The organism is Streptomyces ficellus, from assembly GCF_009739905.1.
In the GTDB taxonomy this organism is placed as follows: Bacteria; Actinomycetota; Actinomycetes; order Streptomycetales; family Streptomycetaceae; genus Streptomyces; species Streptomyces ficellus_A.
The window spans coordinates 799,036-822,990 of record NZ_CP034279.1 but is presented as its reverse complement, the minus strand read 5'-3'; the positions used below and the strand labels follow the sequence as shown (position 1 = coordinate 822,990).

Sequence of the window (23,955 nt, the reverse complement as noted above, 5' to 3'; positions counted from 1 at the left end):
CACGTCCCATTGCCCCGTTCGGACGCGTTCATGCTCACCCGATCGGGGACGCGAACCGGGCATCGTCCGGGAGTCCCGGGTACCAGGGACGACATGAAGGCACTCGTGATCAACTGCACGCTCAAGGAATCGCCCGAACCGTCGAACACGCACGCGCTCGCCCACGTCGTGGCGCGCCAACTCGTGTCGTACGGAGTGGAGGTGCACTTCGTCCGGGCGGTCGACCTCACCATCAAACCCGGAGTGACCTCCGACGAGGGCGACGGCGACCAGTGGCCCGAGGTGCGCCGGATGCTCCGGGACGCGCGGATCCTCATCATGGCCTCGCCCACCTGGCTGGGGCGCCCCTCCTCCGTGGCCCAGCGCGTACTGGAACGGATGGACGCCATGCTGTCCGAGACCGACGACGAGGGCAGGCCGGTGGCGTACAACCGGGTCGCCGGGGTCGTGGTGACCGGCAACGAGGACGGCGCCCACCATGTGATCAGCGAGATCGCCGGCGCCCTCGGCGACATCGGCTACACCGTCCCCGGCCAGGCGTGGACCTACTGGCACCTCGGACCGGGCGCCGGCCCCGACTACCTGGACGACGAGCGGGGCCACGACTGGTCCGACCGGACCGGCCGGGCCATGGCCGCGAACCTGTACGGCGTGGCCAGGGCCCTGGAGCAGAACCCACTGGGCCCTCCGCCGGGCTGACGCCCCGTGGGCCGGCCCCGCTCCCGGCCAGGCGCCCGACCGGGCGGCGTACCGGGCGCGAACCCGAGCCCTGGCCCGAGCCCGAGCCCTGGCCCGGGTCAGCGCGGTGCGATCGCCGCCTCGGCCGCCGCCTTGATCCGGGCGCCGAACGCTTCGGCGTCCTTGCGGGCGGCGACCAGCGCGAGGCCCACCAGGAGCTTGCCGAGCCCGTGGCCCTCCAGCACGTTGAAGAGGCGTACCCGGGTCCCGCCGTCCGCCAGCGCCTCCAGGTCGTAGCCGCCCTCCCGCGCCGTCACGAGGTTCTTCGACACCTCGGCCCACCGGATGGTCCTCGGCGCTTCGAGGGCCGTGATGCGGAATTCCCTGGCGGTCGTCATCCCGGCGTCCTTCACGGTGCTGCGGAAGACGGTGCCCAGGGTGGTCGGGGCGTCCGGGATCCGCTCGATGCGCTGGACCCGGGGGCTGAACTGCGGGTCGTTGCGCCCGTCGGAGAGGTAGTCGAACACCGCCTCGACGGGGCGGTCGACGCGTACCGTGGCTTCGAACTGTCCTGACATGGCCCTCCGACCTCCGGCCTCCGGGTGCAGGCGCGTACGTCCCGCGCCTGCACCCAGCTGTACACCGGCCGCGGCCGGGACGACACCCGGCCACCCGTCAGGGGCGGGTGTTGAGCTCCGCGACGACGGAGGCGGGGGAGTGGCCGCTGCCGTCCGACTGCCGGTGGAAGTCCACGGAGACGAAGTTCGGGTCGCGCCCGCCGGTGGCGGGCCGGCACCGGTCGGCGATGCGGTTCCTCAGCTTGGTGCCGTTGTCCAGGCCGGCGGTGAGGACGGTGGGTACGTTGCGGTGGTGGCTCATCGTGAACAGCCGCCGGAAGCCGGGCTCCTCGCGGTCCAGCGGCACGTCCGGCCAGCGGCTGACGCATGAGAGGTCGTCGCCCAGGTCCCCCAGGCTCCAGAAGTTGCTGACCGTCCAGGACCTGTCGTACATGACGCCCAGGTGCTCGCGGTCGGACCGGTCGGAGAAGATCAGAAGCCGCTTGCCGGCCGTGACGAGGTCGGCCACCTTCGGCCACCCCTTCTGCCGTACGTCCCACTCGTCCGCGCGGAACAGCATCTGCGGCAGCCCCCTGACCCTTCCGAGGGAGTTCTCCAGCTGCCCGGCGCTGACGTAGTCCTCGAGGAAGACGGTCACGACCTCCTGCGGATGGGCGGCCAGGAAGTCCACCACGGTCTGCATCGTGCCGTGGAAAGACTGCCGCGGCAGCGCGTAGGTGACACCCGCGAAGGTCTTGCACCCACCGTGGCACAGATACACGTCACTGGGGTAGCAGTCGCTGCCGAAGCTGATGACGCACAGCCAGGTGCTGCGTTCGTACCAGTGCGCGTCCAGGCTCAGCCCCCGGACGCCGTTGCCCAGCTGGTTGCGCACCGACTCGGCCTGGTTCGCCGAACTCCAGCGGGAGTCCTCGTAGTTGGTGAAGGCGTTGTGGGTGGTCAGGAAGCTCACCTCGTCGAGCCGGCGCTCGCCCCACCGGGCCCTGGCGGCGTCGGACGCGCGCGTGCCCGCGGACGCGGCGGCGGCCGTCGTGCCCTGGGCGGCGGGCGCGGTCGTCGCTCCGGCCGCACCGGTCGTGGTGCCCAGGAGGGCGAGGAGCAGGAGGCAGACGACGGAGTGCCGACGCAGCCGCGTGTGCAACATGGGCATGTCAACCATGCGCGGAGGGTAGCGCGCGTGCCCTGGATTTGCTCCCCCCACGGACACGTTCGTTCGCCGTGCTGGCCGGCTGGGTCCGGGCCATCGCCGAGATCATGTACTACGGGGGCGACATCGCCGAACTGCTGCTGGCCGGCGCCCTGGTCGCCACCTGGCGCCCCGAACCCCGGCGCCGCACGCCCCGCGACCGCGACCTGCCCGCCGCCCTGCGGTCCGCCGCATCCCGCCACGCCCGACACACCCGCCTGAGGCCTCAGAGGGCCACGACGGTCGTCTCCGTCGCCTTCACACTGGTCCACACCGATGCCCCGTCCACCAGGCCGAGTTCGGCGGCGGCCTGCGGGGTGATCTCGGCGACGAGGTCGGGCGCCCGGTCGGAGGTGATCAGGACCCGCAGCCGGCTGCCGCTGCTGGTGATCTCGCGTACGGTGCCGGGCCAGACGTTGCGGGGGCTGCCCGCGGGCTTCTCGCGGTGGACGGACACCGCCTCGGGCGCCACGATCGCGAGCGCCGGGGTGCCCGCCGGCGCCGGTTCGGCCGCGACCAGGGTGCCGCCACCGTCCAGCGCGAGGCCGTCCGGGGTGGCCGTACCGGGCCAGGCGTTGCGGCCGAGCATCCGGGCCACCCACGGCGAGCGGGGGTGACGGGTCACCTCGCTGGGCGAGTCCTCCTGCAGGGCACGTCCTTCGTCCAGGACGAGCACGCGGTCGGCGAGGGACACCGCCTCCACCGGGTCGTGCGTGACGATGAGGCACACGCCGCCGAAACCGGCGAGGTGGGTGCGCAGGGTGTGACGGACGTGGGCGCGGGTGGTCTGGTCGAGCGCGGCGAGCGGTTCGTCGAGCACGAGGAGCCGGGGGCGGGCGGCCAGGGCACGGGCCAGGGCGACCCGGCCCGCCTGCCCGCCGGACAACTGTGCGGGCCTGCGGTGCGCCAGGTGGCCGACCCCGAGGCGGTCGAGCCAGCCCTGGGCCTCGCGCCGGGCCTCCGCACGGGCGACGCCCTGCACGCGCAGCCCGTACGCGGTGTTGGCGACGGCCGTCATATGCGGGAACAGGGCGCCGTCCTGCGGCACCCACGCGACGCGCCTGAGGTGCGGGGGCAGCGCGGTGACGTCGGTGTCCCCGAGGGTGAGGCGCGCGTGCGCCCGGGGGGTGAGCCCGAGGAGGGCGCGGAGCAGGGTGGTCTTGCCGGCGCCGTTGGGACCGACGACGGCGATGGTGGTGCCGGGCTCGGCGTCGAGGGTGAGGCGGGTGAAGCCGGTGACGTCGGCACGCATCGGCCAGCGCTCACCGGGCGGCCCGGCCGTGTCCCCGACGACCGGCCCGACCGCCGCCCCGCCCGCGGGCTCGGCCGTGACCGGGTCGGGGACGGCTTCCGTGACCGGGGCCTTTGCCGGGCCCGCGCCCCGGCCCGCGCCGGTCTCGGGCACGGCGCGGCGCGCACGGTCGGCGGGGCCGCCGGTCCACCGCCCTCGCAGGGCGACCAGGACGGCCATGGCGATGGCGAGCAGCAGGAGCGAGACCGAGGTCGCGGCCTCCGGTTCGTCCTGGAGCAGCAGATAGACCTGCAACGGCAGGGTCTGGGTGGCGCCGGGGAGGTTGCCGGCGAAGGTGATGGTGGCGCCGAACTCGCCGAGGGCCCGCGCCCAGGTGAGGGCAGCCCCCGCGATGACCCCCGGCGCCACCATGGGCAGCGTGACGGTGAAGAACACCCGTACCGGTGAGGCGCCCAGGGAGGCCGCCGTCTCCTCGTAACGCGGGCGCAGTCCGCCGAGCGCGCCCTCCAGGCTGATGACCAGGAAGGGCATGGCGACGAACGTCGCGGCGAGCACGGCACCGGACGTGTGGAACGGCAGCGTGATGCCGAACGTGTCCTCCAGCCACGGCCCGAGCAGCCCCCGCCGGCCGAACCCGAGCAGCAGCGCCACACCGCCGACGGTCGGCGGCAGCACCATGGGCAGCAACACCAGCGAGCGCACGACCGCCTTGCCCGGAAAGGGCACCCGGGCCAGCAGCCAGGCCAGTGGGATGCCGAGCAGCAGCGAGATCCCGAGCGCCCAGAAGGAGACGACGAGCGACAGCTTCAGGGCCTCGACCGTGCCGGGCGAGCTCAGGTGACCGGCGAGCTCGCCCCACTCCGTCCGGGCGAGGATCCCGACCAGGGGGAGGGCCAGGAACGCCACGGCCAGGAGCGCGGGCACCGCGAGGGTGAGCGGCGGACGGGCGGTGGGCGTGCGTACGGCTGCTCGTCTCATCCGGCTGCTCGTTTCATCGCTGCCCCAGGGATCAGGGATCAGGGTTCGGGTGTCGAATACCGGGTCCGGTCCGTTACGGCTTCTGGAACCCGGCGTCCTGAAGGATCTTCTGGCCCTCCGGCGAGGACAGCCAGGCCACGAAGGCGGCCGCGGCCTCGGCGTTCTTCGAGCCCTTCAGGGTGGCGGCCGGGTACTGGGCGACGGCGTTCTGGGCGTCGGGGATCTCGACCGCGTCGACCTTGTCCTCGGCGCTCTCGGCGTCGGTCCGGTAGACGAGACCGGCGTCGGCCTCGCCCAGCTCGACCTTGCTGAGCACGGCGCGCACGTTCGGCTCCAGCGAGACCGGCTCCACCGTGATCTTCCGGGCGTCGAGGATCTGCCTGCTGTACTTCCCGGCGGGGACCTCCGGGGCGGCGAGGACCACCTTGAGCTCGGGGCCCGCGAGGTCCTTCAGGTCGTCGACCTTGTGGGGGTTGCCCTCGCCGGTGGCGACGACGAGCCGGTTCTTCGCGATGACCGTCGGCGTGCCGGTGTCGGCCCTCACCTTGTCCATGCTCTTGGTGTCGGCGGTGACCAGGGCGTCGGCGGGGGAGCCCTGCGTCACCTGGGCGACGAGCTCCTGCGAACCGGCGAAGGAGAAGGTGATCTTCGTGCCGGGGTGGGACTTCTCGTACGCGGCACCCGCCGTCTTGAACACGTCGGTGAGCGAGGCGGCGGCGAGGACCGTGAGGTCGGCCCCGGCGGCGGCCTTCGCCGAGCCGGATCCCGTCGACGCGCCGCCGTCCTTCCTGGTGTCGTCGTTTCCGCAGGCGGCGAGCGGGACGAGCAGGGCCGCGGCGAGGACGGTGGCGGCGGCACGACGCCCGGTGAGCGAGAGGGACATGAGAGTCGGGACTCCTTGGGACGAACGGAAGGTGCGGAGGAGAGGCCGGTCGCGCCGACGGCCGAGGTGTCTCGGTGTTGCGTGTGAGTCAGGTGCGGTCGATGTGCACGCTGGTCGACTTCACGCGGGCGGTGGCCTGCATGCCGACTTCCAGTCCCAGTTCCTCCACGGCCTCGCGGGTGAGGAGGGACACCAGCCGGTGCGGACCGGCCTGGATGGTGACCTGGGCCGCGACGTCGCCGAGCTTGACGTCCGTGACGATCCCGGGGAACGAGTTGCGCGCCGAGGTGTAGGAGGCGTCCTCGTCCTCGCTCTGCGCGATCTCCACGGAGAACGCGGCCAGCGACTTGCCGTCGATCACGCGCCGCCCGCTCTCGTCGCGGTGCGTGGCGACCCTGCCCGCGTCCGCCCAGCGCCGCGCGGTGTCGGCGCTGACGCCCAGCAGACGCGCGGCCTGACCGATGGTGTAGGACTGCATATGCGACACGTTATGGCTGATCGGACCGCATCTGCAAGAAAGTCGTGGGACTGTCCATGGCGGATGAGAGCCGGTTGGTAGGTATGGACGAAGGAACCGGCCGCCGGTCTCAGCCCCTGGACACCACACCCCGCCGAGGCCGCCCCGGGAAGCGAAGCCGCCCCGAGGAGCGAGGCGCCCCGGGAAGCGGCGGGCACGCGCGAGGCTGTTACGCCCGTCCGGCCGACCGGGCCCCGGCCAAGCCGTGCCGCAGGAGGGCGAAGGCGTGGTCCGCGTCGGCCACCGCCTCGGGGTGGACCTCGTCCGCGGACCGGCCGGCGACGACGCGCTGCCAGTTGACCGACGCCAGGACGCGCTGCGTGGCGACGACCTGGCCGGCCAGGAGGGCGGGGGTGATGTCGCGGTCCGGGTCGAGCGCGTCTTTCAAGGCCCCGGCCAGTACGTCCTCGGCCTGGGCCAGGTGCTGGCCGACCCGCGCCACCAGGCTCGGCGTCGAGTACACGAGCCGGTGGAAGGCCAGGACGCCTTCGTCGTCGCTGAGCCCCGTGATCGGGTCCCGGGCCGCCAGCCCGTCCAGGAAGTGCTGGTGCAGGGCGTCGATCGCGGACACGCCCGGCGCCCGCTCCGCCACCACCGTGCCGCTCTCCGCCAGATGGTCGGCGAACCGGTGCACAACCAGGTCTTCCTTGGTGGGGAAGTACTTGAACAGCGTGGGCTTGGAGACCTCGGCGACGGCCGCGATGTCGGCGACCGACACCTGGTCGAACCCGTGCTCCAGGAAGAGCGTGATCGCCGCGTCGGAGATCGCCTCCCGCGTTCGCTGCTTCTTGCGCTCCCGCAAGCCCATCGGCGCATTCACCACAGCATCCTAACGCGCTCGAAACCGGGGCAATTCGGAGACCCGGTTGGCGCACTGTCACCCGGCGAGCGGTTCCGGCAGCGGGCGGGTGTGCAGCACGTCGAGCCGGGACACCGCGCGCGTCACCACCACGTACAGCCGGTGCAGTCCGCGCCGCTCGGACTCGACGATCGCGGCCGGCTCGACCACGACGACGTGGTCGTACTCCAGCCCCTTGACCACCGTCGCGGGCAGCACGCTCACGCGCTTGGCCGTGCCGACCTCCTCGGCGGTCGCCGTCTCGAATCCGGCCGCGCGCAGGGCCTGTGCGAGGGCGGCCACCGCACCGTCGGCGGCGATGACGGCGATCGACCCCTCGCGGTCGAGAGCCGCGCGGACGGCCGCCACGGTCGCCCCCGCCAGGTCGTCGACCGCGCTCACCGTCAGCTCGCCGTCGTGGCGGAGCGAGCGGGCCGGCGGCACGTCGACGCCGAGGGCCCGCACGAGCCGGTTGGCCGGCTCCATCACCGCGGCGGGGACACGGAAGCCGGTGGTCAGCGGGACGACCGTGGCCCGCGCCTTGCCCAGGTGCTCCAACTGCTCCCGCCAACTGCCCGCCGCCCAGGGCGCCGTGGCCTGCGCGAGGTCGCCGAGCACCGTCAGGGAGCCGAACGCGCTGCGCCGGGCGATCGCCCGGCACTGCATCGGCGACAGGTCCTGGGCCTCGTCCACGACCACATGGCCGTAGCCGTCGGGGCGTTCGACGAGCCCCGCGACCTCGTCCAGGAGCAGCATGTCCGCGACCGACCAGGCGGCACTCCTCTCGGACCGCGGAGGCTCCGCCCACAGCAGGGCCCGCTGTTCGCCGGCGTCGAACACACCGTCCGCCGCCGCCTCCAGTGCCGCCGGGTCGCTCAGCAGCCGGGCCACGACCTCCTCCGGTCGCGCCACCGGCCACGCCGCCTCCAGCAGTGCGGCGACCGGCTTCGAGCGGCCGGTCCTCCGGGCCCAGGTGACGCTTCTCGGGCCGGCCCGCCGTTCGGCCTGCTGCTGGATCAGTGCCACCACGCGCGTACGGACGTGCTCGCGGCCCACCGCGTACGGGACGCCCGTGGCCCGTACCTCGTCGATGACCCGGGCCAGCTCCGAGGAGTCGACCCGCCAGCGGTACGAGCCGTCGGTGACGGCGATGGACTCCACCGGGTGCGCGACCCGGGCGTACAGGGCGCGTTCCAGCACGGTGGCCATGCGGTCACTGTGCTTGAGGACGGCGGCCTCCTCCGGGTCCACCCGCCGGACCGGGTGCCGGGCGACCACGTCCTCGACCGTGAGCTGGGCGATGTCGACCTCCCCGAGCGAGGGCAGCACCTCCGAGATGTACCGCAGGAAGGTGCGGTTCGGGCCGATGATCAGCAGGCCGCCGCGGCGAAGCCGCTCGGGGAACGTGTAGAGGAGGTAGGCGGCGCGGTGCAGGCCGACGGCGGTTTTGCCGCTGCCGGGCGCGCCCTGGACGCACACCGACTCGTTCAGCTCGCCGCGGACCAGGTCGTCCTGCTCGGGCTGGATGGTGGCGGCGATGTCACGCATCGGGCCGAGGCGGGGCCGCTCGATCTCGGCCGCGACGATGGCGCTCGCCGCGCTGTCGTGGGCGGCGGCCCGGTCGAGGTGCTCGTCCTCCAGGCCGGTGAGGTCCTCCGGGGCGCCGTGGCTCCCGGGCGCCCACCCGAAGCGCCGCCGCGCCGCGACTCCCCTCGGGTCCCGGGCGCTCGCCTGGTAGTAGGTGCGGGAGACCGGAGCCCGCCAGTCGATCACCAGTGGCGGTGCGGCCGGGTGCTCCGAGACCCGCCTGCGGCCGACGTAGTAGCGCTGGCGCCGGTGGTCGCCCGCCTCCTCCGAGTCCGCGAAGTCGAGCCGGCCGAAGAACGGCGGGCCGTCCGGCTCCTCCGCCATCCGCCGTGCGCGGGTGCGCAGGTACCGGCCGAGCACCTCGGCGCCGGCGCCGTCGCCCGACACGTCCTCGCCCGCGACCACCTGGTGCCGGGCGCCGTCGACCTGACGGGTCATCGCCTCGCGGCACGTCGCGACGTACGCACGCTCCTGGGCCAGCTCGTCGCCGAGCCCGACCGCCTCTTGGGTGGCGCGGGTGTCCTGGACGTGTGACGTCATCGCTCGACCTTTCCGAGTGGCGGCCCTGTGCGCCACCCGGCGGGGCCGGTGGCGATCTTCGATCCCCAGCATAACTTAACTTGGTCAAAAGATTGGCTCGGTTAAAGTTCATCTCCAGTGTCCCGGACTGCCCGCGCGTTCCCTCCAGGCATTCCAGGGCCCACGCGTATCCGCAGGTCACAGCCGGTGTCGGTGTTCCCGCGTCCCGAACCGCCCGTCACCGGTGGCAGCCGGGATGCGCCGTGCCGCAGGCTCCGGACCACCTGTCGAACAGATTGGAGTGCCTTGGTGTCCCTCCGGATAGCGATCACCGCCGAACCGATCCCGTCACACGTGTCCGCGCTGGACTACGTGACCTGCCCGGCCCTCGAACAGGGCCACCGGGTCACGCTCCACGCCCCCGTCATGTTCCGCCGTGAAGCGCGGCGGCGCGGGGTGCGGTTCTCCGTCGCCGGCACGGACTGGACGTGCGATCCCGCACTCCAGCGGGCGGCGAGCGAGGTCTGGAAGCGGTACGGGAACGCCACCTTCAACCGGTACGCCTTCGGTCGCCTCTGGCCCCGACAGGCCGGGGTGAAGGCCCGGCACCTGCTCACCGCGTGGGGGCGGAAGCGACCGGACCTGGTGATCGCCGAGTGCAGCGACCTGGGCGCGCACCTCGCCGCCCGGGTCCTCGGGCTGCCCCTGGTCGCCGCGGACAACGGCCTCGGGCCGGTGCTCGTCGATCTCTGGGACGCCCACATCGCGCCGGCCCTCCTTCCCCTCTACCGGCGGTACGAGCCGCAGGTGCCGGGCGCGGAGGACGCGCAGCGCGCGCCCACGCTCCCTCCGATGCTCACCCCCGCGCCGGTGCACTGGTTCTACGGGACGCCCCCGCCGGCGGTGCGCGCGGTCCGGCGCACCCTCGCCGGCTTCCGCACCGCGCGTTCCGGCCTGCCGGACGTCTCCTTACGCCCGTCCCGCCCGCTCGTCTACGTCAGCCTCGGCACCCTGACCACCGCGATGTCCGGACTCCGTACCGCCGTCGAGGACGTGTACCGGGAGGTGGTGGCCGCACTCCTCGCCATCGACTGCGACGCCATCGTCTCCGCGGGCGACCTCGCGCCGCACCTGGCGCACCTGCCGGGCGTGGGCCCGCACATCAAGGTCGTCGCGCATGCCCCGCAGCCCGCCCTCCTGCACCGGGCGGACCTGTTCGTGACGCACGCGGGCCGGGCGTCCCTGCTCGACGCGGTGCAGGGCGCAACGCCCGTTCTGGCGCTGGGCGTTCTGGGCGATCAGCCCGGCAACGCCGCCGCGTTCGCCCGCCGCGGCCTCGGCCGGGCGCTGGACGTCACGGCGGGACGCGGCGAGATCGCCGACGCCCTGACAGCGCTCCTGGACGCCCCGTGCCACGCCGCCGCCCTGTGCGTGGCCAGGGCCGAACTGTCGCGGCTGCCACCACTGAACCTCACGGACATACGGGACAGCCTGAGCGGGCGCCCGGGCGTGCCGTGGGCGGGTTGGGTGGAGGAGGTGTGTGGGGCGGACAACGAGTGATCGTTTGCATGTGCAGGGGGTGCTAGCCTGCCCGCGGTCGTGATCGAACGCATGCAACAGCGAACGGGGGAGGCACGGTCAGCTTGGACGGCTACCAGGTCAAGGCGGGTATGACCGGCCCCGCCCTGCAACTCGACGACGCCGGTACCGACATGGACGGCATCCGCTCCGCCGTGAAGGTTCGCACGAGGTACTCGTACGGCGACGTCGGTGGCGAGGACGCCGCGTCGGCGCTCAACGCGTTCGTGGAGGCCTGGGAGGCGGAGGCCAAGCTGCTGGCGTCGGCGCTGCACCAGCTCGGCAGCAAGGTGCAGTTGGCCAAGACGACCTACCGCGGCACCGACGGCCTGGTGAAGCAGGGCGCGGACGGCGTCCCCGTCGGCGGCACGAGCGGCCTCACCGACACGTCGTCGGCGCGGAGCGCACGTACCTCCGTCCTGTCGAGCTACTGAGGAGCGGGCCGGTGTCGTTCTTCTCCTCCCCTCTCGACTCCCCGTCCTTCCGTCTCGCGTGGCTCGCCGGACTGTCCAAGAAGATGCTCGGTGCCGGGAGCAAGAACGAGCTCCTCGACCTGATCGACGACGCCCTCTCGGTGCCCGGACCGGGCGGCGACCAGGGCCTGCTCGAGGGTCTGGCACGGCTCTACCGCGGTCAGACCGACCAGGTCGGCGGCGTGTTCGACCAGGTCGACCGGGTGGGCCGCAAGGGGCTTCCCGAGGTGTGGGTCGGTGACACGAGCGTCCTCGCCTCCGACGTCGTGAACGCCACCGGACGGTCGGTGACCCAGATGGGCGAGGCGTTCCGGGGCGGCGCGTCCGCGCTGCTGACGCTGGCCGACGCGATCGGCGCCGCGCAGCGCAAGGACGAGCAGGGCCGCGGCCAACTGCGGGAGCAGAAGAAGACCCTCGGCGGCAGGGACGGCTTCTTCGACGACCTGCACGAGGACGACGAGGAGGAGTGGGACCGCAAGAACGCCGCCCACTTCGGCTCGTACGCGGTCGACCTCATGCACGACGCCGTCTCCGAGGCACAGGAGGCCACCCGCGTCGCGGCGCGCGACCTGAACAAGTGGGCCGCAGAAGCACGGGCCGGGAAGATGGAGACCAGCGAACTCACCCCGGTCGACAAGCTGATGCTCGCCGACACCGGAGTCGCGGGCGCCGACGCCGAGCTGAACGAGATCCTCACCGCCGCCGACCTGGCGCGCGTGTCGACGCGCATGGACCTGCTGAGCCTCGACGACGAGATGGCCATGGAGCGGATGCTCGCCACGTCGGACAGCCCGCAGGAGCGCGCCTACCTGATGAAGGCCCTTGCCGCCGGCCACGGCGTCGCCGAGATCGGCACCTTCCAGGACAAGATCCACGGCAAGGACCCCGACTGGCTGCGCCGCCACCTCACCCCGGTGGTCACCGAGGCGGACAGCATGGACGACGAGGGCCAGGCGCCGGACGGCTCGAACAACAACAAGGACTTCGCCACCTTCAACGGCCAGCGCTGGGTCCAGGGCGGCGACGGCTCCGAGGGCACCTGCGTCGCCTCGTCCACCGTCACGTCCCGCGCCATGGTCGACCCCGTCTACGCGCTCGGCCTCACCGGCGGCCCCGACGGGCAGCAGGACGACCCCGAGGCGTTCAAGCAGCGTCTGGTGGCCGAACAGCACCGGCTGCACACCGAGGGCGAAGGCGGCGAGAACTGGACCGGCATGGGGCCCGAGGGGCAGGAGCGGATCAACGACAGCACCGTCGGCAGTGCCACCGGCAAGGACTACGAACGCCAGGACCTGGACAGCGCCGCCGACCGCAGGGCCGTCCTCACCGAGGTCGAGAAGTCCGTGGCGCAGGGACACCCGGTGCCGGTCGACGTCTCGGGCAAGGAGGGCGCCCACGCCATGACCATCATCGCCCAGGAGGGTGACATGCTCCAGGTGTACAACCCCTGGGGCTCCACCACCTGGGTCAGCGAGGACGACTTCATCAACGGGCACATGGGCAAGGCTTCCAACAGTGATCTCCCCAACGCGTACAGCGTCTACCTTCCCCGCTAGCAGGGGCGGTGCCGCGATCGCGGCCGCCGCGCTCCTCGCTCTCACCACGGGCTGCGCCTCGGGCACCGGCGAACCGGACGGCGACTCCACGACCACCACGAGCCGCCCGGTGGCGGACACCAGCATCACCGCCGAACCGGGCGAGCGCTTCACCCTCACCGTCGACCAGAACGCCTCCACCCGCGAGTACTGGTACCTGGTCGACCCCCAGCCGGACAGCTCGGTCCTGGTCAGCCGCGGCCGGGACCACGCGCCGAACCCCGGCGACGAACCCGCGCCCGGCGCCGGCGGCCGGCTCACCTTCACCTTCGAGGCGAAGGGCAAGGGGACCACCCGGTTCACGCTGCTGCACTGCACGTTCACCACCTGCCAGGGCAACACCTCCACCCGGCCCCCCGCGACGACCGGCCCCTCCGCCACCCCCACCACGGGAGCGACGGCCACCCCCTCCCCGGCCCCCGAACGCATCACCTACACCGTCACCGTCGGCTGAGCCGCAGCCGCAGCCGCAGCCGCAGCCGACCCGACCGACGAGCCGAGACACCCGAGGCCCCGCCATGAACGACGCCGCCCCCCACCCGCCCAGCCGCACGGACGACGAGCTGGCCCGGCTCGACCTCACCGCCCTGCTGCGCCTCGGCCTCACCGCCGGACCCGGCACCCGCCGCACCGCCCTGTTCGGCGACGGCGCCGCCGCCGCGGCCGTCATCCTCGACCGCCTCGGCACCGAACCGCGCTCGGTCGCCTTCCTCGCCGACACCGTACGCGCCGGCGGCCTCGCCCACGCCGCCGCACTCCCCGAGCCCCTGCCCCGCCGCGAAGCCGCCGTCCTCGTACGGGACTGGCTGCGCACCGGCACCGAACTCACCGCCGGAACCCCAGCCGACGACACCGCGGCCACCTGGCTCCACGCCGTCGCGACCATCCTCGAACTCAAACACCTGACCCGCGCCCGGCACCGGCCCGTGTGAGGTGACGATGCTTACGTCAGTTCGTCGGAGCGGCCGGCTTCGATGCGGGACCAGTGGGCGATGGGGCGCCCGTTCGTACGCCACTCCTCGGGGTTCTCGGCGGAGTACCAGGGCTGGGGCCAGCCGTCGGGGGAGTCCTCCCACGCTTCCTGGCGTCCGTAGACCGTCATGTCCAGCAGCCCGTGGGTGGGGGTCATGATCTCGACGCCGCGCCCGCCGGTGTAGTACGTCTCGAAGACCCGCTCGCCGTCGCGGACGTAACAGACGAGGTGGTGGCGCTGCCAGTCACGGCCCTCCAGCAGCTGCGGTGCCGTTTCTTCGACCGAGTACCACGGCATGTCCAGGCCCAGGAAGTCCCGGTAGCGGACGCTGGCCTCATAGGGGCCCTTGCACAGCGTCGCGTACGTGGCGTCGCGGGAGTGGAGGTAGGACAGCTCGCGGACCTGGCTGTTGAAGAACGTGCAGCCCTCGCACTGTTCGGCGGCGGGCCGTCCGGGCCACCAGGCGTGGAAGTACGCGATCAGCTGCCTGCGGCCCTCGAATACGTCGAGGATCGTGATCGGCCCGTCGGGGCCGATGACCTCGATGGTGGCGTCGACCTCCACCATCGGCAGCCGCCTCCGCGCCGCCGCGATCGCGTCCCCTTCGCGGGTATGCAGCTTCTCACGCGTGAGCAGCGCTTCCCGCGCTTCCTGGAACGTTTCTCTGTCCACCACAGGCGGGAGGGCCGGGCCGGCTCCCTGGGCATGCATGAGCGCCTCCATGGGTTCGTTGCGCCCACCGCGACGACCGTCGCGCGCGGTCGAATGAGCTTCGTGGGCGGGCTACCTGCCGTTCTACAGCCCACGGACTGACCCGGCGGATCACCGAGCTCACCGGTGCTGCTGATGGATCCCGTGGACCACCCCTATGGACGCGCCCGCACCGCAGGCGGCTCCGGACTCGGCCTCGCCATCGCCCACACCCTCGCCACGGCGCTCCTCGACACCGCACCCCGGGCAGGTTGCACGTTCCACAGCATCCTGCCCTTTGCCGGCCGCGCGCTCAGGCCGTTTCCTCCGGAGGACCTGAGCGGCAGATGGCGCGGTTCATGGTGAGGGGGCCTCGACCAGAGGTACTCGGATGGTGAGCACGGCAACATCGTCGTCGTTGTCGGAGGGACGGGCTTCCATCAGAGCGTCGATGAAGCTCTCCAACGGGTGGCGGGCGAGGCGGGCGGCGTGGCGGCGCAGTCGTTCCAGCCCGTCGTCGATGGGGTGGCTGGGGGACTCGACCAGCCCGTCGGTGTAGAGCACCAGTGTCGACCTGGGCGGCAGTGTGCTGGTGGCGTCGGTGCGGCGGATGCCTGCCTGGGCGCCGAGCAGGATGCCGTGCCCGCCGGTGAGGTAGCGGGCCCGCCCGTCGTCGGTGACCAGCAGGGGAGGAGGGTGGCCCGCGTTCGTCCAGTGCAGTTGCCATTGCCCGCCGGTCCGGGGCTCGAGCCGGCCCAGGACCATCGTCGCCATGCCGACATCGGTGATGTGGGGCAGGGACCGGTCGAAGCGGTCGACGATGACGCTCGGCGGCTCCTGCTGGGACCAGGCGTAGGCGCGCAGGATGTTGCGCAGCTGGGCCATGCCGGCCGCGGCGTCCAGATCGTGTCCGGCGACATCGCCGATCACCAGGGCGAGTGCCTGGTCGGGCAGGCGGAAGACGTCGTACCAGTCTCCGCCCACTTGGGAGGCGTAGGGCGCGGAGACGTAGCGGGCGTTCATCTCCAGGCCGGGCACGCTCGGCAGTTGCGGCAGCAGGTGGCGTTGCATGGTGTCGGCGACCTTGCGCTGACGCTGGTAGAGGCGGGCGTTGTCCAGCGCCAGACCGGCCCTACGGGTGATGTCCTCGAGGAGTGGAATCTCGGCGGTGGTGAACGGCTCGGGCTGCCCGGACCGGCCCAGGGTGAGCGCGCCGAGAACCTCGCGCAGGCCCCGGATGGGCGCGATGACCGCGGAGTGCATGCCGGTGGCGTCGAAGAGTCTGCGCTGTTCGACGGCGATGTGCGTGTCGGGCGGGCCTTGATACGTCTGGGGGGTCGCCAAGGTGGAGCCGGCGCCGCGCAGCGCGCGCGACAGCGGCAGCGGAGAGGTCTCGGGGACGGAGAACAGGGTTCCTTGCAGGTCCTGTCTGCGGGTGACGCCCCCCTCGTCACCGTGAGCGACGAGGGTGCGCTGGACATGGCCGCTCTCCGTGATCAGGTCGACCACCATCCAGTCGGCCAGCATCGGGATGACCAGCTTGACCAGCCGGTCCAGCGCCTCGTTGACGTCGAGGGTCGCCGTCAGCTGCGTGGTGGTCTCGGCCAGCAGCGCCAGCCGCTCCAGCTCGGGAAGCAGCCCCGCGTGGAGGGTGGACGCCGGCAGGGAGACACCGGCCGGATCGTACGCGTGGAAGACCACCAGCGCCCCGGTCTCCTGAGGGGTGAAGCGCAAGGGGGTCACCAGCCAGGACGCTGTCAGCAGCGTGCCGTCCCCACGCGCGAAGAAGCCCTGTTTCTCCTGGCGCGCCTGGCCGCCGATGAAGGCTTCCATGATCGAGCACTGGCTGCGCGGCATGCGCATTCCGCTGGCCTGCCGGTGCAGGAGGTCGTGCGCGTCCTGCCCCAGCGCTTCGTGCGCGCTGAGGCCGAGCAGCATTTCGGCCTGCGCGTTCATGGCGACCAGAGTCCAGTCGGCATCCACGGCGTAGGCCCCGGCGCCCAGCCGGTCCAGCGCCTCGCCCAGCAGACGCTGCAGCATGACCAACCGCTCACGAGGGCTCGCCGCACCCGCCGTGTCGTTCATCCCCGTACCTCCACGCTCCGGAAAGACCAGTGCGCCCGGTGCCCGGCCCCAGACCGGAGGGCGGGGCTGGCAACGGCACCGGCGACCACGCACGGACACGGCGCTCCGCCGCTGCTCAGGGACGGCTGGGTGACACTGGAACCGTACACGCTGAGTACCGGCAACCATGTACTGCGCCCACGCTGCTACAGACGTGCGGTCCGAGGTTCCGAGGCGCCTTGCCGCAATGAACCAGATGATCCGAAGGAATGCCCTAAGGGGCGGCTACCCGGACCTGCAGAGGGGCGCGGAAGGAGAGGAGGCCGAGGATCGGCGGTCGCTCGTCCCCCGGGGTGATACGGGCGTGGGGGAGGCGCCGGGCAGCGACGCGGAGGGCGACGGCGGCTTCCGTCCGGGCCAGCGAGGCGCCCGGACAGCGGTGTCGGCCCACGCCGAAGGACAGGTGGTGGCGGGCGTTGGCGCGGTGCGGGCACATCTGGTCCGGGGCGTCGAACACCTCCGGATCCGAGCCGCTGCCCATGAGCATCAGCAGCAGCTGTGCCCCGGCGGGGACGTCCACGCCGCTGAGCGTCACGGGCTCGGCGGCCACCCGGCGCCACGTGGTCACCGGCGGTTCGCGGCGCAGTACCTCCTCCACCCACGCCTCGGGAAAACCCTGCTCGTCGGCCGCGCGCGACCACAGGCCCGGCTCGGTCAGGGCCCGGTGCAGCGTGGTGGAGATGAGCTGCCCGGTGGTGGACTGGCCGGCGATGAAAGCGAAGAAGCACACGCCGACCGCGGTCCCGACGTCCAGAGGCCTGCCGTCCGGCAGGCGGTGACGGCTCAGCGCCTCGACGAAGCTGCCGGGCCGCGCCGGGGCCGCGCTCACGGTCGCGGTGAGCCACTGGTTGAACTCACCGACAAGGGCAGCGAGTTCCAGCTGGCGCTCAAGTGCGGGCCTGCCCCAGAACAGTTCCAGCGAGGCGTCGCTCCAGCGGATCAGGGTGGCGGGGTCGACACCGTCGATACCGAGGAGTTCCATCAGCACCCGGCAGGGCAGGATCTGGGCGTAGACCTCGAACAGGTCACAGGAGCCGGTCGCCTCGAGGCGCCGCTGCGCGGCGTCGAGGAGCTCGTCGGCGATGCGCTCGATGACGGGGACGGCCGCGGCGACGCGCTGGGCGTTGAAGAACCGGGTGACCACGCGCCGCAGACCGTGGTGGCTGTCCGTGCCGTTGTTGGCGAGCGAGGGCGGAAGCCTGAAGCCCGCCCGGGCCAGTACCCGCAGCACGCCGACGGGCAGCGGCGTGACGGCGTCCTGCGCGTTGTCGGGGTGGAACACCGCCGGGTCCAGCAGGACGCGCCGGATGTCGTCGTACCGGCTGACCAGCCACAGCCCGGTGCCCGGGTCCTGGTGCACGGGGGCGTCGGCCCGCAACGCGTCCAGCCAGGGGTAGGGGTCGCGGACGAACTCGTCTCCGAACAGGTCGAGCCGGGACATCGCGGCAGGTGAGGGCAGGTCGAGGTCCTGGGGAGTCACGGCCGGACGCTAACACGCACGGGGTTCGGCGCTCCTCCGGTGTGCCAGGCGTCACGGGGGCGGAGGCCGGGCGCTGCGAGGCCTATGGGGTACAGGCCCAGGGTGCACGGGTCCGCCCGGTGGCGGCGCCGGCAGGCGCCGGTGCCTTGCCCGACAGGGCGGTCGTGTGTGGGCGTACGTCGTCCGTGTGCGCAGAGCGGTCTCCCGCATGACTGATGGCTCATCAGGTAAGTCGGCACTCGGTCAGCATGAGTCCCCGCGCGTTCCGGGACGGTCGCCCCAACAGGCATCGGTATGAAGGGAAAACCCAGGAGGAAGCGCTGTCTCGCCTGACCGGAGCGATGTTCCTCACAGACACCGGACGGGGGTGTAGGTGTAAGGTCGAGGACGCCCTTGACCTGCAGAAAGCAGGCAGGGAGCCGTCCCGGAGGAGTCCACAGTGCTGCGTACTCTGTTCAAGTCCAAGATCCACCGAGCCACCGTGACCCAGGCGGATCTTCACTACGTCGGGTCCGTCACCGTCGACGCGGACCTGATGGAGGCGGCCGATCTGCTGCCCGGCGAGCTCGTGCACATCGTCGACATCGACAACGGCGCCCGCCTGGAGACGTACGTCATCGAGGGTGAGCGGGGCTCCGGGGTCATCGGCATCAACGGCGCGGCCGCCCATCTCGTCCACCCCGGCGACCTGGTCATCCTGATCAGCTACGCCCAGGTCGACGACGCCGAGGCCCGCGCGTTCGTGCCGCGCGTCGTGCACGTCGACGGGGAGAACAAGATCGTGGAGCTGGGTTCGGACGCGTCGGCGCCGGTGCCCGGCAGTGACACCGCCCGCAGCCCGCAGGCGGTCCCGGCCGCGCGCGGCTGAACGGGGAAGGCGGCCGCGGCCCTGACGACCCGGGAGACCTGCCGGTGTGGTGACCCCGACGGGTGACCCCATGAGTGATCCCGTCGCGCGGGGGAACGCGCACCGCGAGAACCTGGACGTGCAGGCCGAACCGCCGAGGGAGCGTGCCATGACCAGCCCGAACCCGTACCCGCCGGACCCCGTCCCGCCCGCGCCGACGCCCCCGCCCGGCCCGCCGGACCCGGTGCCGCCGACGCCCGTGCCGCAGCCGGGGCCTCCGGGTCCGGAACCGGGTCCCGCGCCGGGCCCCGTCCCGACCCCGACGCCCCCGCCCCACCCGGGCCCGCCGCCCCCCGGCCCCGCCCCGGACCCGGTGCCGAAGCCGCCCGGCCCCGAGCCGGTGCCCGGACCGGAACCGGAACCCGGCCCGGCGAGCTGACCCCGCCCGTACCGACCCCGCCCGTCCCCCTGGGGCGGTGACCGCCCCCTTGAGCGGTCACCGCCCCGCAAGGCGACCTCACCGCCCCCCTCGGGTGGTCACCGCCCCACGAGACAGCGTCACCGCGCCGCAGCGCGCTCCGTCAGCCGGCCACCTCCGTGCGGTCGCCGCCCCAGAGGGTGTGGAAGGAGCCCTCCCGGTCGGTCCGCCGGTAGGTGTGGGCGCCGAAGTAGTCCCGCTGGCCCTGAGTGAGGGCGGCGGGCAGCCGGGGCGCCCGCAGGGCGTCGTAGTACGCGAGCGCCGCCGAGAACCCCGGCGTCGGCACGCCGCGCCGGGCCGCTTCGGCGACCACGTCGCGCCAGCCGCCCTGGGCCGCCCCGATCTCGTCCGCGAAGCCGGGGTCGGCCAGCAGGCTCACCAGGTTCGGCCGTGCGGCGTACGCGCTGCGGATGCGGTCCAGGAACGCCGCCCGGATGATGCAGCCGGCCCGCCACAGCGCCGCCACCGCCGCCAGGTCCACCTTCCACCCGTACGCCTCGCCGCCCGCCCGGATCTGGTGGAAGCCCTGCGTGTACGAGACGATCTTCGACGCGTACAGGGCCTGCTCCACCCGTTCGGCGAAGCGGGCCGCTGCGGCCTCGTCGAGCGGTTCCGCCCCGGGGCCCGGCAGGTGCGCCGCGGTCTCGCGCAGCGCCGGGTGCCCCGACAGCGAACGGGCGAACACCGCCTCCGCGATGCCCGACACCGGCACGCCCAGGTCCAGCGCGGTCTGCACGGTCCAGCGCCCGGTCCCCTTCTGTTCCGCCCGGTCGGCCACGACGTCGACGAACGGCTTCCCGGTCGCCGCGTCGGTGTGCGCGAGCACCTCCGCCGTGATCTCCATCAGGTACGAGTCCAGCCGTCCCGCGTTCCAGCCCCGGAACGTCTCGGCGATCTTCGCGGGGGAATAGCCCGCCACGTCGCGCAGCAGGTGGTACGCCTCGGCGATCAGCTGCATGTCGGCGTACTCGATGCCGTTGTGCACCATCTTCACGAAGTGTCCGGCGCCGTCGGGACCGACGTGGGACACGCACGGCGTCCCGTCCGGGGCCTTGGCGGCGATCCGCTCCAGCAGGGGGCCGAGGGACTTGTACGACTCCGCCGGTCCGCCCGGCATGATGCTCGGTCCGCGCAGCGCACCCTCCTCGCCGCCCGAGATGCCCACCCCGACGAAGTGGATCCAGTGCTTCCGTAGTTCGCTCTCGCGGCGCCGGGTGTCGGCGAAGTGCGCGTTGCCGCCGTCGATGATGACGTCACCCGGCTCCAGCAGCGGCACGAACTCCTCGATCACGGCGTCCGTGGCCGCCCCCGCCTGCACCATGACGACCAGACGGCGCGGTCGCTCCAGTGACGCCACGAACTCCTCGGCGCTCTTCGCGGCGATGAACGCGCCCTCGCCGCCGAACTCCTCGACCAGGGACTCCGTCCTCCCGTAGGTGCGGTTGTGCACCGCGACGGTGAGGCCGTTCCGGGCGAAGTTGCGCGCGAGGTTGCGGCCCATGACCGCGAGCCCGGTCACGCCGATCTGAGCAGTGCCACTCATGTGTGTACTCCAAGGGTTGCGCCAACGGGTACGCGTCCATACGCGCCGCGCGAGCAGGGCGTTCACCGACGAGCACGCCCGCGTCCCGGCGGGGAACCCCAACCTCCGTTCCCGAACGGCTATGTGACGAACACACAACCTCTTGTCACGGCCTGTCATATACCTCTAGCTTGGGCGGCTGCTGACGTGTGCAAGGGGGGACCGACCCATGGCCGTACGCGGACGACACCGCCGGTACCAGCCGAGCCGTATCAACCGGGCATCGCTCACCGTCACGGCGAGCGGCGCCGGCATGGCGCTGCCGCTGATAGGAGCGGGTTCGGCGCACGCGGCCTCCGTGGACGTCTGGGAGAAGGTCGCCGCCTGCGAGTCCACCAACAACTGGAAGATCAACACCGGTAACGGGTACTACGGCGGACTCCAGTTCACCCAGTCGACCTGGGAGGCCTACGGCGGTGCGCGCTACGCGCCGCGCGCCGACCTGGCCACCAAGGACCAGCAGATCGCGATCGCCGAGAAGGTCCTCAAAGGGCAGGGGCCGCGCGCCTGGCCCACCTGCTCGGTCAGGGCGGGCCTCACCCGCGGGGGCGACGCGCCCGACATCGCGCCGCAGGCCGGGGCCGGTACGGCGTCCGAGGCAAAGCCCTCGGCGGACCCCCGGACGGCGCCGAAGAGCGAGTCCCGGCCGCGAACGCCGGCCGCCACCCCCACCACCGTCCCCGGCAAGCGCGAGAGCTACACCGTGGCGCACGGCGACTCCCTGTCCGGCATCGCCGAGACGGAACGGGTCAGGGGCGGCTGGCAGCGGCTCTACGCGGAGAACCGCACCGTCATCGGCAGCGACCCGGACCTCATCATGCCGGGCCAGAAGCTGACGCTCCGCACGACGGGGGTCAAGCCGCCCACCGCGAGGCCGGCGACGCCGAAGCCGCCGGCCGCGACGCCCAAGCCGCCCGCGGCCAAGCCCGCCGCACCGAGGCCGCCCGCCGCCAAGCCCGCCCCCGCGAAACCGGCTCCCGCCAAGCCGGTCGCCGCCAAGCCCCGGACCGCCGGTTTCAGCGCGCCCGTCGACTCCGGCCCCAGCACCGCCTACCGCAAGGCCGGCTCCGCCTGGTCCAGCGGCTATCACACCGGCGTCGACTTCCCGGTCCCCACCGGCACGTCCGTGAAGGCCGTCGCCACCGGCCGGGTCGTCTCCGCGGGCTGGGCCGGCGCGTACGGCTACCAGGTCGTCATCCGGCACGAGGACGGCAAGTACAGCCAGTACGCCCACCTGTCCGCGCTCACCGTGCGCGAGGGCCAGCGGGTCACCAGCGGCCAGCGGATCGCCCGCTCGGGGTCGACCGGCAACAGCACCGGGCCGCACCTCCACTTCGAGGTGCGCACGGGACCGGGGTACGGCTCCGACATCGACCCCCTCGCCTATCTGCGCACGGGCGGCGTCCGCCTGTGACGAGGGTGACGACGGTGACGCAGGCGTAGTACGCGTACGCCTCCGTCGCCCCGTCCCCCGCCGCGCCTGCCACGGCGCTCCGTCTGCCCGCGCCCGCCCCGCCCCCGCCTGCCCCGTAAGCCGTGCCGTGACCGGACGGCGGTTTGGCGGCGGGGCACCCCACTGGCGTAAAGTGCGGCTTTTGAAAAGTAAACGTGGCATACGAGTGATCGAGGAACGGCAGCGGCATGACGGTGACTGAAGAGAACCAGGTGTACGGGCCGGGAATCGACCCCGAGCGCCTGGCCGTCTGCCTGAGCGTCCTCGAGGAGCTCGACACCCTGGACGTGGACCACCCGGACGCGATCGCCGTGCGCCGGGCCACCGCCGGGATCTACCGGACCGTGAAGCAGCGCCGCCGCCAGGAGCGCCGCGCGGCCAAGACCGCCCACGACAAGGCGGTCACCGAGGCCACCGCGACCGGCTCGGCCGAGCGGATCGACGACGAGACGCAGGGCCTGCTGCCGTCCTCCTCCGTCGCCGGCGAGATCGCGGGCGTACTCCAGCGCCCCCGCTCCTGCTACATCTGCAAGACCCGGTACGTCGAGGTCGACGCCTTCTACCACCAGCTCTGCCAGAAGTGCGCCGCCGAGAACCGGGCCCGCCGAGACGCCCGCACCGACCTGACGGGCCGCCGCGCCCTCCTCACCGGCGGCCGCGCCAAGATCGGCATGTACATCGCGCTGCGCCTGCTGCGGGACGGCGCCCACACCACGATCACCACCCGGTTCCCCAACGACGCGATCCGCCGCTTCAAGGCGATGCCGGACAGCGACGAGTGGATCCACCGCCTGAAGATCGTCGGCATCGACCTGCGCGACCCGGCCCAGGTCGTCGCCCTCGCCGACTCGGTGGCCGCCGAGGGGCCGCTGGACATCCTGATCAACAACGCCGCGCAGACCGTACGCCGCTCCCCGCAGGCGTACAGCGAGCTGGTCGCCGCCGAGTCCGCGCCGCTGCCCGCGGGCGAGCTGCCGCCCGCCCAGGTCATCGGCACCTTCGGCAGCGGTGCCGTGGAGACCATGGCCGCGCTTCCCGGGCCCCGGGCCGGCGACGCCCTGACCGCGCAGGAGGTCACCGAGCTGGCGCTGGTGACCGGTTCGGCGTCACTGGAGCGGATCGCCGCCGGTACCGCCATCGACGCGGGCGGCCTGGTGCCGGACCTGCACGACACCAACAGCTGGATCCAGACCGTTTGCGAGGTGGATCCGGTCGAACTCCTCGAAGTCCAGCTGTGCAACTCCACCGCGCCGTTCATCCTCATCAGCCGGCTCCGCCGCTCGATGGCCGCGTCCTCCGCGCGGCGCACCTACGTGGTGAACGTCTCCGCCATGGAGGGTGTCTTCAGCCGCGGCTACAAGGGCGCCGGCCACCCGCACACCAACATGGCCAAGGCCGCCCTCAACATGCTCACGCGCACCAGCGCCCAGGAGATGTTCGAGTCCGACCGCATCCTGATGACCGCGGTCGACACCGGCTGGATCACCGACGAGCGCCCGCACCCCGACAAGATGCGGCTCGCCGAGGCGGGCTTCCACGCCCCGCTCGACCTGGTCGACGGCGCGGCCCGCGTCTACGACCCGATCGTCCGCGGCGAGACGGGTGAGGACCTGTACGGCTGCTTCCTGAAGGACTACGCGCCGTCCAAGTGGTGAGCGTCACACAA

General features: G+C 72.6%; 20 protein-coding genes. 9 read left to right on the top strand and 11 right to left on the bottom strand.

All coding sequences use genetic code 11. The features are described from left to right. Positions 1 to 93: 93 nt before the first annotated feature. Positions 94 to 699 carry a flavodoxin family protein gene (locus tag EIZ62_RS03550; RefSeq protein WP_167536324.1) on the top strand — a complete coding sequence of 202 codons (606 nt, stop codon included), beginning with the start codon at positions 94 to 96 and terminating at the stop codon, positions 697 to 699. Positions 700 to 797: 98 nt separating this feature from the next. Here the strand turns inward: EIZ62_RS03550 and EIZ62_RS03545 are convergent, their stop codons facing one another. From EIZ62_RS03545 to EIZ62_RS03510, 7 genes are all read right to left on the bottom strand, one after another. Next, entirely contained in the window at positions 798 to 1,256 is a 459-nt protein-coding gene (locus EIZ62_RS03545) for an SRPBCC family protein (RefSeq protein ID WP_156691255.1), read from the bottom strand. Between the two features lie 97 nt (positions 1,257 to 1,353). Beyond that, positions 1,354 to 2,415, bottom strand: a complete 1,062-nt coding sequence (locus EIZ62_RS03540) for a PI-PLC domain-containing protein (protein WP_156691254.1) — start codon at positions 2,413 to 2,415, stop codon at positions 1,354 to 1,356. Between the two features lie 253 nt (positions 2,416 to 2,668). Further along, entirely contained in the window at positions 2,669 to 4,672 is a 2,004-nt protein-coding gene (locus EIZ62_RS03530; RefSeq protein ID WP_156691253.1) for an ABC transporter permease, read from the bottom strand. Between the two features lie 73 nt (positions 4,673 to 4,745). After that, a complete protein-coding gene (gene modA / locus EIZ62_RS03525) occupies positions 4,746 to 5,555 on the bottom strand; it encodes a molybdate ABC transporter substrate-binding protein (protein ID WP_156691252.1) in 810 nt (269 codons plus the stop codon). 88 nt (positions 5,556 to 5,643) lie between these two features. Beyond that, positions 5,644 to 6,033, bottom strand: coding sequence for a TOBE domain-containing protein (locus EIZ62_RS03520; RefSeq protein ID WP_156691251.1), 390 nt, complete (start codon positions 6,031 to 6,033; stop codon positions 5,644 to 5,646). Positions 6,034 to 6,241: 208 nt separating this feature from the next. After that, positions 6,242 to 6,892 (bottom strand): TetR/AcrR family transcriptional regulator, encoded by a 651-nt coding sequence (locus EIZ62_RS03515; protein WP_156691250.1) that lies wholly within the window; start codon positions 6,890 to 6,892, stop codon positions 6,242 to 6,244. Between the two features lie 57 nt (positions 6,893 to 6,949). After that, entirely contained in the window at positions 6,950 to 9,037 is a 2,088-nt protein-coding gene (locus EIZ62_RS03510; RefSeq protein WP_156691249.1) for a HelD family protein, read from the bottom strand. Positions 9,038 to 9,325: 288 nt separating this feature from the next. On the opposite strand from EIZ62_RS03510, the gene EIZ62_RS03505 reads away from it, so the two are divergent. From EIZ62_RS03505 to EIZ62_RS03485, 5 genes are all read left to right on the top strand, one after another. Then, positions 9,326 to 10,576 carry a glycosyltransferase gene (locus tag EIZ62_RS03505; protein WP_156691248.1) on the top strand — a complete coding sequence of 417 codons (1,251 nt, stop codon included), beginning with the start codon at positions 9,326 to 9,328 and terminating at the stop codon, positions 10,574 to 10,576. 83 nt (positions 10,577 to 10,659) lie between these two features. Continuing rightward, positions 10,660 to 11,028 (top strand): hypothetical protein, encoded by a 369-nt coding sequence (locus EIZ62_RS03500; protein WP_244375425.1) that lies wholly within the window; start codon positions 10,660 to 10,662, stop codon positions 11,026 to 11,028. 11 nt (positions 11,029 to 11,039) lie between these two features. Further along, positions 11,040 to 12,623, top strand: a complete 1,584-nt coding sequence (locus EIZ62_RS03495) for a peptidoglycan-binding protein (RefSeq protein ID WP_156691247.1) — start codon at positions 11,040 to 11,042, stop codon at positions 12,621 to 12,623. A gap of 109 nt (positions 12,624 to 12,732) precedes the next feature. Next, positions 12,733 to 13,116: a protease inhibitor I42 family protein gene (locus EIZ62_RS03490; RefSeq protein ID WP_244375423.1), complete on the top strand. Its 384-nt coding sequence runs from the start codon at positions 12,733 to 12,735 to the stop codon at positions 13,114 to 13,116. A 64-nt stretch (positions 13,117 to 13,180) separates the two neighbouring features. Further along, the gene (locus EIZ62_RS03485; RefSeq protein WP_156691246.1) at positions 13,181 to 13,594 is read left to right on the top strand and encodes a hypothetical protein; all 414 of its coding nucleotides are present in this window, start codon (positions 13,181 to 13,183) and stop codon (positions 13,592 to 13,594) included. Between the two features lie 11 nt (positions 13,595 to 13,605). On the opposite strand, the gene EIZ62_RS03480 is transcribed toward EIZ62_RS03485, so the two are convergent. The 3 genes from EIZ62_RS03480 to EIZ62_RS03470 form a co-directional block, all read right to left on the bottom strand. After that, entirely contained in the window at positions 13,606 to 14,346 is a 741-nt protein-coding gene (locus EIZ62_RS03480; RefSeq protein ID WP_156691245.1) for a DUF899 family protein, read from the bottom strand. A gap of 336 nt (positions 14,347 to 14,682) precedes the next feature. Next, entirely contained in the window at positions 14,683 to 16,365 is a 1,683-nt protein-coding gene (locus EIZ62_RS03475) for a SpoIIE family protein phosphatase (RefSeq protein ID WP_244375421.1), read from the bottom strand. 298 nt (positions 16,366 to 16,663) lie between these two features. Then, on the bottom strand, positions 16,664 to 17,929 hold the full coding sequence (locus EIZ62_RS03470; RefSeq protein WP_244375419.1) for a cytochrome P450: 1,266 nt from the start codon (positions 17,927 to 17,929) through the stop codon (positions 16,664 to 16,666). A 439-nt stretch (positions 17,930 to 18,368) separates the two neighbouring features. Here EIZ62_RS03470 and panD point away from each other — a divergent pair, with 439 nt between their 5' ends. Then, positions 18,369 to 18,797, top strand: a complete 429-nt coding sequence (gene panD / locus EIZ62_RS03465) for an aspartate 1-decarboxylase (protein ID WP_156691243.1) — start codon at positions 18,369 to 18,371, stop codon at positions 18,795 to 18,797. Between the two features lie 560 nt (positions 18,798 to 19,357). On the opposite strand, the gene gndA is transcribed toward panD, so the two are convergent. Continuing rightward, on the bottom strand, positions 19,358 to 20,797 hold the full coding sequence (gene gndA, locus EIZ62_RS03460; protein ID WP_156691242.1) for an NADP-dependent phosphogluconate dehydrogenase: 1,440 nt from the start codon (positions 20,795 to 20,797) through the stop codon (positions 19,358 to 19,360). Between the two features lie 208 nt (positions 20,798 to 21,005). On the opposite strand from gndA, the gene EIZ62_RS03455 reads away from it, so the two are divergent. Next, on the top strand, positions 21,006 to 22,250 hold the full coding sequence (locus EIZ62_RS03455) for a transglycosylase family protein (RefSeq protein ID WP_156691241.1): 1,245 nt from the start codon (positions 21,006 to 21,008) through the stop codon (positions 22,248 to 22,250). A 227-nt stretch (positions 22,251 to 22,477) separates the two neighbouring features. Continuing rightward, on the top strand, positions 22,478 to 23,944 hold the full coding sequence (locus EIZ62_RS03450; protein ID WP_156691240.1) for an SDR family NAD(P)-dependent oxidoreductase: 1,467 nt from the start codon (positions 22,478 to 22,480) through the stop codon (positions 23,942 to 23,944). Positions 23,945 to 23,955 lie beyond the last annotated feature (11 nt).

Bases quoted from the DNA above. Each gene is read 5' to 3' on its own strand.
- EIZ62_RS03550 (WP_167536324.1), top strand. From the start codon at position 94: ATGAAGGCACTCGTGATCAACTGCACGCTCAAGGAATCGCCCGAACCG.
- EIZ62_RS03545 (WP_156691255.1), bottom strand. From the start codon at position 1,256: ATGTCAGGACAGTTCGAAGCCACGGTACGCGTCGACCGCCCCGTCGAG.
- EIZ62_RS03540 (WP_156691254.1), bottom strand. From the start codon at position 2,415: ATGGTTGACATGCCCATGTTGCACACGCGGCTGCGTCGGCACTCCGTC.
- EIZ62_RS03530 (WP_156691253.1), bottom strand. From the start codon at position 4,672: ATGAGACGAGCAGCCGTACGCACGCCCACCGCCCGTCCGCCGCTCACC.
- modA (WP_156691252.1), bottom strand. From the start codon at position 5,555: ATGTCCCTCTCGCTCACCGGGCGTCGTGCCGCCGCCACCGTCCTCGCC.
- EIZ62_RS03520 (WP_156691251.1), bottom strand. From the start codon at position 6,033: ATGCAGTCCTACACCATCGGTCAGGCCGCGCGTCTGCTGGGCGTCAGC.
- EIZ62_RS03510 (WP_156691249.1), bottom strand. From the start codon at position 9,037: ATGACGTCACACGTCCAGGACACCCGCGCCACCCAAGAGGCGGTCGGG.
- EIZ62_RS03485 (WP_156691246.1), top strand. From the start codon at position 13,181: ATGAACGACGCCGCCCCCCACCCGCCCAGCCGCACGGACGACGAGCTG.
- EIZ62_RS03480 (WP_156691245.1), bottom strand. From the start codon at position 14,346: ATGCATGCCCAGGGAGCCGGCCCGGCCCTCCCGCCTGTGGTGGACAGA.
- EIZ62_RS03475 (WP_244375421.1), bottom strand. From the start codon at position 16,365: ATGCTGCAGCGTCTGCTGGGCGAGGCGCTGGACCGGCTGGGCGCCGGG.
- gndA (WP_156691242.1), bottom strand. From the start codon at position 20,797: ATGAGTGGCACTGCTCAGATCGGCGTGACCGGGCTCGCGGTCATGGGC.
- EIZ62_RS03455 (WP_156691241.1), top strand. From the start codon at position 21,006: ATGGCCGTACGCGGACGACACCGCCGGTACCAGCCGAGCCGTATCAAC.
- EIZ62_RS03450 (WP_156691240.1), top strand. From the start codon at position 22,478: ATGACGGTGACTGAAGAGAACCAGGTGTACGGGCCGGGAATCGACCCC.